Genomic DNA, 10,932 nt, shown 5'->3' with positions numbered 1-10,932 from the left:
TAGCCTTAATTTCAATTGCAGGAATAGGATTTCTGAAATAATGACCTGGAAAAATTCCAGCAGTAGCCTACATTGTAACTCTTGCAACTATAGTTACAATTCCGGTCTTTCCATTTTCTGAAATTTTATTTCCTAACCACACAGGAAATGTAGATTTTACTACACTTTGTACACCAATTCTTGCCTATGCAGGAATTTATACTGGGGAAAATCTAGATAATTTGAAAAAAACTGGACCAAAAATTATTATTTTGGCAATATTTGTAATACTAGGAACCTATCTTGGATCTGCAATTATAGCCCAAATTATTTTAAAAATGCTAGGAAGAATATAAGAAAAAACTGCCTATTAGGGCAGTTTCAGAGCGTAGACAAATTATAGTTTTAGCTAATATTTTATTATAAATAAAAATTAAGCTACGTACCATCTCGACTAAGTGAGTGAAACGAACGCATGGAGAGATCTCATGAGATTTCTCGACTCACTACGTACGATAAATCGGGATAAACAACCGAAACCGACGGTTATTTATCTGCTCTAAATGGAAAAAATTTTAGTTTGTCAACAGACTGAACTGCCTTTAAGGCAGTTTTTTAATTTATATTTTCAGCAAAGCCAGCCTTAGTGGAGTCGTTTGCTAGGATAAAAATTCTTGATTGGTAATCGTCTATATAGGCATGGTCTGTTACATTGTATGCCCAGCCATATACATTTTCATCTATTTGAGATTTTAATCTTTTTGGTAAGTAGAGGGTGAAGGAAGTGGAATACTCATCCGGATTTTCCAAAGTTTCAAAACCATAGGGAACTTTTTTTCCTATATTTAATTTTCCGTTTACATAAGATTCGCCAATTTTTGAAGTGGTTTTTACATTTGAAAGCTTTAACTTATAAGATGTATCGTCAATTCTTTCCACAAGGTCAAATTTTCCCACGCATTCTGCTCCTTGAACTTGGTCTATATCAGAATCAGAAAAACTTGCCTCAAAATTTCCCTTTCCATCTGTAAAGGTTAAATTTGTCATCCAAGCACCAGATCCTGAATAAAATGAAAAACTTTTACCAGAAAGCTCTTTTAAAATATCGCCTTCCCATCTCTTATTGTCTTCACTTTTTTCTTGACTATTTTCTTGGGATTTTCCTTGAAGATCATTTTTATCACAAACCATTTCGGTATTGTTAAAAAGAAAATCCATGTAATGATTTTTATCTCCCCTGATTTCTTTAATATCAACAAGCTTACTTGCATGTGTTAGGGATGGGATAAATATTATAAAGCCTAAAATTAATCCTAATTTTTTTGTAAATTTCATAAAAATTCTCCTTATTTTTTATATTGGGACATTACAAAAGATTCTCCTTCTGCAACTTCTTTTGTTAGAAGAAAAATACCAATCTTATCTTGCCCATAATTGTTACCAGCCATTTTCATCCCAGTAATTATATTCTCATTAAGGCTTGCTGTTTTTGTATCAGGCAGGTGGAGGATATAATTTTCATTTTGTTCACTAAAAACAAGGGTTTTAATATTTGTTATTTGGAAATTATTTCCGTCAATGTTTTTATTGGTTTTATCTCCAATTTTCACATCATAATCAAGTCTTACAAGTTTTATTTTGTAGCTTGTATCATCAATTTTTTCTACTATATCAAATTTTCCATTATAAAAAGATTGACCTATTTCATAACCGTTTCCAGTTTTTAAGGCCCCATCAAAATATCCATCCTTATAAAAATAAATAGATTCAATTGCAGATCCGCCAGAATTATAAAATTTTACACCTTGGATTTGTTTGTAAATTTCTTGATATGGATCCTTTACTTTTTTTGCGGCTTCTTTTGTATTTGATTTTTCGTTAGAATTTAAGTTGTTATCCTTATTTTCTAAAGAAGCCTTGTTATAAATTTCCACACTATCATCTGATCTTTTCGAACTTTTCCCACATCCTGTCAAAAAAATTAACAGGGAAAGACCAATAAAAATTTTTTTAATCATATTATCTCCTTTTAATTTCTTATATAAATCATATACCATTTTCAAAATAAAGGGAAAGTATTAACAAACCAAAAAAGATTTATTAAAAAAGATAGAAATTTATAATAAGGGCAAATAGGGTATATTATTAATTAGTGAAAGTCTAGAAGATGGAGGATAAGCGTGAATTATCAAGAAAAAAAAAGACAAGATAGTAGCCTATATAAAATCAGGTGAAAGTCAAAAAGAAAATTTTAAAATGGGCCTTGAAATGGAACATTTTGTTATAGATAAAAAAGAACTTTTTTCCTATGATTATTTTGGTAAAAAAGGAGTAGGAGCAAGTTTAAAAGAATTAAATCAAATGGGCTTTGAGATTACAAATGAGGAGGAAGGATATATACTTGGCCTTCGACAAGATGATATTGCTGTAAATCTTGAACCCGCTGGCCAGTTTGAACTTGCAATTGATGCAAAGAAAAATATAAAAGATTTGGATGAATCTTATAAAAAAATAATGACAGAAATTATTCCAATTTTTGAAGAAAAAAACCAATACCTAGAAACTTTGGGCTATCATCCAAAATCTAAAATTATGGACTTGAATATTATTCCAAAAGATAGGTATAAGTATATGCAAAAATATTTTACAGACTTTGCTGGAAAATATGCCCTAAATATGATGAGGGGAACTGCAAGCGTCCAAACAGCAATTGATTATTGTGATGAGGATGATTTTAAAAAGAAATTTTTTGTAGCAAATGCCCTTTCAGCCTTCATGTATAGTCTTTACGATAATGCCTATATTTTTGAGGGAGAAGTTTATAAGGATAGAAATTTACGCCAAGAAATTTGGGAGCATTGTGATAAAAATAGGACTGGAGTTTATGATTTTGCCTTTGATGAGGATATGGGATATGAAAAATATGCAGAAAAAATTCTAGATACAGATATAATTTTTGTTCATGAAAATGGAAAAGATGTCTATAAGGCAGATACAAAATTTGAAAAAATAATGGATGAAGATTTTTCAGATGAGATGATTTTCCATGCCCTATCAATTGTTTTTCCAGATGTTAGAGCAAAAAAATACTTAGAAATTAGAATGCCTGATGCTGTCCCTTACCCATACAATATTTCCTTTCCTGCCCTTTTGAAAGGTTTATTTTACAATGAAGAAAACTTAAATAAGTTAAGGGAAGATTTTAAGGATATGACCTATGAAACTTGTCAAAAATTAAAATATGATACAAAAAAACATGGTCTTGATGCCAAATACCAAGGAAAATCTGTTTGTACTTGGATAAAATATTTTATTTCTCTTTCAAAAAATGCCCTAAGTGATGAAGAAAAATCATACTTAACATGCATAGAAAAATTGATGGATGAAAAGGAAACTTTAAGAGATAAGTTTGAAAAATTATACAAGGAAGATCCCAAAAAGGCTTGTGAGAAATTTTCTGTAAATTATGCAGTAGGTGAATTTAATGGCCAAGCTTAAAAAAGCTTTTGAATGTAAAAATTGTGGCCATACACAAGGAGTTTGGGCAGGAAAGTGTCCAGAGTGTGGAAAATGGGGGACTTTGGTTGAAAAAACTGTAAAAAAAGAATCTTCATCAAAAAATCCTATTTCCCTTGATTTTGATAATGAGGCAAGATTATTAAAAGAGATAAAGCTTGACCAATCAGAAAGGATAAAATCAAGATTTGAAGAATTTGATAGGGCCATAGGAGGAGGACTTGTAAAAGATTCTGTTTCGATTTTAACTGCAAGGCCTGGAGCTGGAAAATCTACTCTTCTTTTGCAATTATCATCTTCTTATGCCAAAGACGGCTTTAAGGTTATGTATGTTTCGGGAGAAGAAAGCGAATCGCAAATAAAATCTAGGGCCGATAGGATTATTGGAGAAATTTCTCCAAATATTTGGATTTTATCGACAAATTCTATGGATCTTGCAGAAATTGAAATTAAGAAAAAAGATGCAGATGTAATAATTTTGGATTCAATTCAAACTTTTGCCCTAAACGAATTTGATAACAAGCAAGGATCTCCTACCCAAACTATAGAATGTGCCAATAAGTGTGTGGACCTTGCCAAAAATCCTGAGAAAAAAAGGGCCTTTATTATGGTAGGCCATATGAATAAAACAGGAGAAATGGCAGGGCTTAGAACCTTGGAACACTTGGTTGATACAGTTTTACTTTTGGATGGAGAAAATGAAGATGACCTTAGACTTTTAACAAGTACAAAAAATAGGTTTGGTCCGACAGGAGAAGTTGGATTATTTTCCATGCAAGAAGAAGGCCTGATTGAAATAACAAACCCATCAGAATATTTTATTACAGAAAGAGATACAGAAGTAGAAGGATCTGCAATTTCTGTAATGAAAGAAGGGACAAGACTTTTAGAAATTGAAATAGAATCCTTGGTTTCAAAATCATTTATGCCCTATCCCCAAAGAATTGGAGATAGTTTAAGAAAGGATGATTTGAATACCTTAATTTCAATTTTACAAGAAAGGGCTGGAATTAATTTATTTGATGAAAATGTAATAATAAAAGCAACAGGTGGCCTAAAAATGAGAGAGCAATCTGTAAATCTTGCTATAATGATTTCAATTGCCTCATCATACCTTAAAAAACCAATCGATAACAAAACTGTTTTTATAGCAGAAGTTGGCCTTACTGGAGAACTTAAAAAAGTTCCACAAATAAAATCCAGACTAAAGGAACTAGAAAGATTGGGATACAAAAAAGCCTATATAGGAAAATCTCAAATTGACAAAAAAGAATTCAAAAATCTTCAAATAAAAGAGATGAAAAATATAAAAGAAGTTATTTTGGATGTGTTTGGAAAATAAAATATTTTTAATAAAACTCTTGTGGATTTACAAGAGCCCAGAGCGTAGACAAACCCTCAAGCACGAATATCTGACTTCAAAAATTGCTGATTTCTAAATTTTAAAATTCTAAAATCGCAAACTCGCTAAAGCGATGACAGATAAATATTAAAATTGTGCCAGTGGCACGATTTTAATATTTATCCCTCGGAATAAAACGAAGAATTAAAATTTAATTGAATTTAAATTATTTAAAAAATAATCATAGTTTTAAATTTTAGAGTGCGATTTTTGACGAATTTTTAATTTGAAATCAAATCAATTTTTTGCGTATGATATTCTTAACATGAGGATTTGTTTACTTTGTCAACAGCTTGGGGCTGTTGCAAAAGTCCCAAGATAGAAAAAAGACGAGGAAATTAAAATCCTCGTCTTTTAATGTGACCCCACAAAGTTGTACCTAATACCTGAGTTAGAACTAAACTAGCTCTGGTATTTCTTTGTCCTATCCTACCCCTAGGGGTAGGAAATTTTCATGCTGCATTTTTCTTTCTATATTCTACTGGTGATAAGTATCCTAATTTTTCTTTTATCCTTTCTTCATTGTAATATTTTATGAAATCTTCTATTGTTTGTTTTAAGTGTTCGTATGAATAGAATTTTTGTCCGTAATATATTTCTTGTTTTAATATTCCAAAGAAGTTTTCCATTGGCAAGTTGTCTAAGCAGTTGCCTCTTCTGGACATTGATTGGATTATACCTTTGGATTCTAGTTTTGATGTGTATTGATTTGTTTGATATGCTCAGCCTTGATCTGAGTGGAATATTCTTTTTTCTTTACTTTTGTTGGTTACCTTTATTGCTTTTTCTAAGGCTTTTAAGATTGGTTCTATTGTCGGGGGTTTTGATATTTCATAGCTTAGTATTCCACTGTTGTACATATCTAGGTATGGGTTTAGATAGAGTTTCTTTATTTGATAGGTTCCTGTTTTATTTTTTCTAAATACTTAAATTCTGTTGTATCTGTCGTTATTTATGTGTATGGTTTTTCTACTTTAAAATTTCTTTTTATTTTGTTGTCTGATATTTTTCCTACCTGTCTTTTGTAGGATGAGTATTTTTTAGATTTTCTTGAATAACTTTTTACTTGAAGTTTTAATTTTTGAACTAGTCGTTGTACTTTCTTTTTGTTTATTTTCAGTCCTTATCTTTTTAACATTGCAGTTATTATTCTGCAGCCATAGTTTGGATTTTCTTTTCTTATTTTTAGTATTTTGTTTTCTAATTCTACATCCTTATTCGGTTTATTTACTCGTTTTTGCCAATACATGTATGTTGATTTGGCAAGATGAAAGTATTTTAACAAGTCTTTTAGTTTGTATTTACTTCTTAAGACCTCGATTGTTTCAGCAATTGTCTTATTTCTGCATCTGTCATCTGAGACAATTCTATCTTTTTTTATTGCATCATTTTCTAATTGAAGCTAATAGTTTTTTCTTCTAATTTCTTTATTTTTTCTTTTAATTGTGCTTGTGTTAATTATTCATTTTCTGAATTGCTTATTTTTGTTGAAGTTTCCACTTTAGTGTCTTTTGATTTCTTTGGGGTTTTTGACATTTTTGAAGGTCTTCCTCTCTTTTTGGATTTCAGTCCTTCAATGCCTTTTTTTCTAAAGTCCATTACCCATCTTTTTACTATTTCATGGTGAGAAATATTATACTTTTTTGCTAAATTTTTAAAGCTTATATTTCCTTTTAAATATTCTTTTACAATTCTCATTTTGAATTCTGTGCTATATTTTGCCATTAAAAAACTGACCTCCTTTAGTTAGTTTTTAGGTCTAACTTTTGGGGGTCAGTTCAATTCTGCAACATCACCTTTTTTCTTATTATAAGAATTACTAAACTTGATCGTGTTTTAAAGCATCCTCTATTATTTTTTCTCTTTCTTTATCTAAATGTTTTCTACTTACAGATCCTGACTTTAAGGCTAACCATGAAAATAATAATGGGAAAATTACTACTGCTGCAGCTATTATCGCATTATGGAAATTTAAATCTTTAAATAAAGTAATAGCAATTATAGCAGAACATACACCTCCAAGTACAGAAGCTAAAGCAAAAAGCCATTTAGGTATTTTAATTGACCTATTCTCAAATTGCTCTTTATACTTACTAGGTATCATCATACACTTTGTATTTAAATATATATTTATTATCATTGTTGGTATCATAAGCATTGAAATAGCATTATCAACATTCATTCCAATTAAAATAGGTACCAAAGCTACAATATATACTAATAAATAACAATAATATGGATATCCGTCAGCAGACTTTTTCTTAAATGAATTTGGAAGCCATCCATCATCTGCCATCTTAGATAAAGGATACCTAATCATTATCAAAACCGATAAAAATGATGATATTATAGCACATATTCCACCACCTATTACAAAAAATGTAAACAATCCTTGAGGCATAATAGCCCTTGCTGTAACACTTAAATTTTCTCCTGCATATTGATCGTAAGTTAAAACTCCAGATGCAACAAATGACATCAAACCATAAACTGCTGAAACAACAAGACAAGTTAATATTATACCAAGCGGGATATTTCTTTTAGGATTTTTTGTATTAGGAACTACACCAACAGGTCCCATTGTAGTACCTTGACAGGCCCAAGCCATTATTGCTATAGCACTTATAACTCCAGATAGGCCATTATAGAAAAAACCACCATCATAGTTCATATCAAAAAACTTCGATGTATCAATACTTGGAATTCCTAAAACAACAAATAATATTAGGGCAAATATTAATAAAAATGTAACTACATTTTGAAATATTGCAACAAAGCTATTTCCCTTAATAGTTAGTAGGAAAAATATTGTTAATATAATCGCTGAACTTATTTTACTATATTCATTAAATAAAGGCCAAAGATCTCCTAGATATTGACTAATTGCCAAGGCATATCCAGTACATCCGAAAGCCCATATTACATTAGTCCATCCTCCAAAGCCTGTTAAAATCGGAGGAAGAAGCATACCCTTCATGGAGTAATCTCCACCCTTTACAACAAATACAGTGGACATCCCTAAATTATACCAATATGCTAATAGCATATAAAATACACATATAATTGTTATTGGTAGTATAGATCTTCCTGTCCTTGACATAGCTGAACCCAAGGTTACAAAAATTCCTGATCCAATAGCCCCACCAACCCCAAGACCAATAACATTAATTAGACCTAGTTTTTTATCATTTTTAGCCATAATTTAGCTCCTTATAATTTTTAAAAGATTTATCTTTTATCAGTAAATTTTTCATCATGTTTGTTTAAAAGAGCATCTGCGATACGCTCTAAACCTTTTTTTAAATAAGATCTTGGACAAGCTAAGTTTAACCTAATCATCCTATTTGCATGTCCTACAAACGACTTATCAGCCTCTAGTAAAATTCCACCTACTTTTGCAAAAAATAGCTCTACGTCTTCATCTTTTTCAAAATATTTACTTAGGTCAACCCAACCTAAATAAGTTGTTTGGGATTTAGTAACTATGGCATCTTTTAGGTTTTCTTTAAAGAAATTTTCCATAAATTTGAAGTTTTTATCCAAATAATCACTCATCTCTTCAAGCCATTTTTCACCTTGATTGTAGGCTGCGATTGTTGCTTCTAAAGATAATGGATTTAAAAATCCCATATATTTAGATTTCCATTCTTCCCTAATTTCTTCATCTCTTATAAAAATGGCTGATTGTTGAAGACCTGCTAGATTAAAAGTTTTTGATGCTGCCATGCAGGTAGCCATTTTAGCATAATCTCCCATAACCTTTGCCATTGGTATATGCTTAGGCGCACTTTTTCTTCTAATATCGCAGTGAATTTCATCAGAAATTAAAAATACTTGGTGTTTTTTAACTAATTTTGCTATTTTTTCCATCTCATCAATGGTCCATACCCTACCTGTAGGATTGTGAGGATTACATAAAATAAACATTGAGACATCGTCCCTTGCTAGTTTTTTATCTAAGTCCTCAAAATCAAAATCATAAGTACCATCGCCATTATAAATTAAATCAGTTGTTAAATATTCTCTTTCTGCTCTTTCAGCACACATAGCAAACTGACCGTAACCAGGAGTATTAAAAACAACCTTTTCTTCAGGCTTAACTACATAACTAATAAGTCTTTCTAAGGCAGGAATTACTCCATCTGATGTTACGAGTTCTTCTTGTTTTATATCCCAGTTATATCTATCCTTACACCATCTCCTAAGAGCCTTGTATAAACTATCATCATAATTTGCAGTATAACCTAGAATTTCTCTACCAAGTCTTTGATTTATAGCAGACAAAATTTCAGGGGCTACAGCAAATTCCATATCAGCAACCCACATATGTATGAATTCATCGTCCTTAAATGGCAGTTCTAAACTATCATCAGCACCAAAAATATAGGATTTATATCCTTCAAGTTTCATTGCATTAGTCTTTGTCCTATCGATTATTTTCTCAAAATTATACATAAATTTTCCTCCTTTTTTGGAAACGTTTTATTTAAAAAGGAGTATATCAAGATTTTAAAATTCTGTCAAAACGATATCAATTTCTTAAAAAGAAATTAATTCCTCGATAAGTTTCTTATAAATAGATTTATTAAGGATAAAATGATATAATATTGGTAAATTTAGATATTATTTTAAAATTTTAAAATTAGTTGATTATTAAGAAAAGGGGTTTAACTTGAATATTGATTATAATAAAGAAGTCGGAAAACTTATAAAAGCTTATAGAAAATTAAGAAAATTAACTTTAGAAGAACTAGCGAAAAAAATATACAAGTCAAAATCAACATTATCAAAATATGAAAATGGTCAAATACAAATAGATATAGATAATCTTTATCTCATAGCTGACGCTTTGGATATAAGGGTTGATAAATTACTTTACAACGATGATCAAATATTAATAAGTGATGAAAGTAAAAATGTTCCCAAATTTTTTAAAAATTTAACTGAATTTTACTCTTACATGTATGATGGAAGAGTAAATAAGGTAATAAGATCCAAGCTAAATATACTATCAAAAATAGATAATAATAAATATAGAATTATGATGTATATGAATTACAAAGACGAAAAAACCTATCAAGTTTGTGAAAATACATATTTTGGATTTATAGAACATTTTGATGCTAAAACAAATATAAACTTAACAAATAAAGATACACACATGGAAAAGGCTATCATTCAAATTCTAGCAAGCTTTTTAAATAGTGAAACAAAATGGTCTCTTTGGACAGGATTTTCATCAAGACCTATGATGCCAATATCAACCAAAATGCTAATAAGCAAAAAAAGCATAGAAATAGATAGAAATTTTGAAAATATTTTAAAAATATCAAATGAAGATATTAGACTACTGAAGCTTTATAACATGTTTGCTGTAACATAGAATACCAAATTTAAAATGGTTACATTTTTAATAATTTAAACTTAAACAAAAAAGGTGATGAGAAAAATAGTTAAATCTATTCTGCTCATCACCTTTTTTCTTATATATTTATATTTAGCTAACAAAATTTCTAGTACTTTTCATAGGAAATTCTATTTTATCCACATTTTCCTTTATTTTTTGTCTAAACCTGTTAATTGTACTATGATCAGGTGCTTGTTGTGAATCTAGCAAATATCTAATTCTAAAATCATATTTACATGATTTTTCTATATTTCTTGATGAAAATATTCCTTCAGAGTAACAAAAAATTATTATTTGGAGAATAGTTACTGGGTTTACTGTAGGTTTTCTTCCAAATGATGAGTAGACTTTTCTTAATTGTGATAAATCGATCCTTTCAATTATATTTTTTACAAGCCTTAATTTAACATCATCTTTGACATATATTTCAGTGTTAAAATTCATTTTTAATTGAATTGTATCAGAAAAAGACAAGGATTTTAATTTCCTCGTCTTTTTTCTATCTTGGGACTTTTGCAATAGCCCTTTTTTTTAAAAGAAATCAAAAATTTTTAAAATTTTTGGAGAAAATGTTGACAAAAGAAATATAAAAGGTTATATTGTAAATGATTAAAACGTTTTAATGGAG

10 protein-coding genes are annotated in these 10,932 nt (G+C 29.7%); 3 read left to right on the top strand and 7 right to left on the bottom strand.

Annotated elements, in window-relative coordinates; genetic code table 11:
• Positions 1-594: 594 nt before the first annotated feature.
• Entirely contained in the window at positions 595-1,314 is a 720-nt protein-coding gene (locus ANHYDRO_RS01465) for a hypothetical protein (protein ID WP_004812746.1), read from the bottom strand.
• 11 nt (positions 1,315-1,325) lie between these two features.
• The gene (locus ANHYDRO_RS01460) at positions 1,326-1,997 is read right to left on the bottom strand and encodes a hypothetical protein (protein WP_148315714.1); all 672 of its coding nucleotides are present in this window, start codon (positions 1,995-1,997) and stop codon (positions 1,326-1,328) included.
• Between the two features lie 238 nt (positions 1,998-2,235).
• On the opposite strand from ANHYDRO_RS01460, the gene ANHYDRO_RS01455 reads away from it, so the two are divergent.
• Positions 2,236-3,477, top strand: coding sequence for a glutamate-cysteine ligase family protein (locus tag ANHYDRO_RS01455; RefSeq protein WP_004812742.1), 1,242 nt, complete (start codon positions 2,236-2,238; stop codon positions 3,475-3,477).
• The gene (radA, locus tag ANHYDRO_RS01450; RefSeq protein WP_004812741.1) at positions 3,464-4,837 is read left to right on the top strand and encodes a DNA repair protein RadA; all 1,374 of its coding nucleotides are present in this window, start codon (positions 3,464-3,466) and stop codon (positions 4,835-4,837) included. Before ANHYDRO_RS01455 ends, radA begins: the two co-directional genes overlap by 14 nt.
• Before the next feature lie 512 nt (positions 4,838-5,349).
• Here radA and ANHYDRO_RS09535 read toward each other — a convergent pair.
• The 4 genes from ANHYDRO_RS09535 to ANHYDRO_RS01430 form a co-directional block, all read right to left on the bottom strand.
• On the bottom strand, positions 5,350-5,571 hold the full coding sequence (locus tag ANHYDRO_RS09535; RefSeq protein WP_262359392.1) for an IS3 family transposase: 222 nt from the start codon (positions 5,569-5,571) through the stop codon (positions 5,350-5,352).
• 784 nt (positions 5,572-6,355) lie between these two features.
• Complete coding sequence (locus ANHYDRO_RS01440; protein ID WP_004812733.1) at positions 6,356-6,622, bottom strand: helix-turn-helix domain-containing protein; 267 nt, start codon at positions 6,620-6,622, stop codon at positions 6,356-6,358.
• A gap of 94 nt (positions 6,623-6,716) precedes the next feature.
• Positions 6,717-8,096 carry an APC family permease gene (locus tag ANHYDRO_RS01435; protein ID WP_004812730.1) on the bottom strand — a complete coding sequence of 460 codons (1,380 nt, stop codon included), beginning with the start codon at positions 8,094-8,096 and terminating at the stop codon, positions 6,717-6,719.
• A 29-nt stretch (positions 8,097-8,125) separates the two neighbouring features.
• Positions 8,126-9,352, bottom strand: coding sequence for a MalY/PatB family protein (locus ANHYDRO_RS01430; RefSeq protein WP_004812728.1), 1,227 nt, complete (start codon positions 9,350-9,352; stop codon positions 8,126-8,128).
• A 217-nt stretch (positions 9,353-9,569) separates the two neighbouring features.
• Here ANHYDRO_RS01430 and ANHYDRO_RS01425 point away from each other — a divergent pair, with 217 nt between their 5' ends.
• Positions 9,570-10,280, top strand: coding sequence for a helix-turn-helix domain-containing protein (locus tag ANHYDRO_RS01425; RefSeq protein WP_004812727.1), 711 nt, complete (start codon positions 9,570-9,572; stop codon positions 10,278-10,280).
• Positions 10,281-10,394: 114 nt separating this feature from the next.
• Here the strand turns inward: ANHYDRO_RS01425 and ANHYDRO_RS01420 are convergent, their stop codons facing one another.
• A complete protein-coding gene (locus ANHYDRO_RS01420; protein ID WP_244261613.1) occupies positions 10,395-10,823 on the bottom strand; it encodes a transposase in 429 nt (142 codons plus the stop codon).
• Between the last annotated feature and the right edge of the window lie 109 nt (positions 10,824-10,932).

The organism is Anaerococcus hydrogenalis DSM 7454 (assembly GCF_000173355.1).
GTDB classification, from domain to species: domain Bacteria; phylum Bacillota; class Clostridia; order Tissierellales; family Peptoniphilaceae; genus Anaerococcus; species Anaerococcus hydrogenalis.
Note: the sequence above shows the minus strand (reverse complement) of the source record. Positions and strands in the feature narration are given on the sequence as shown.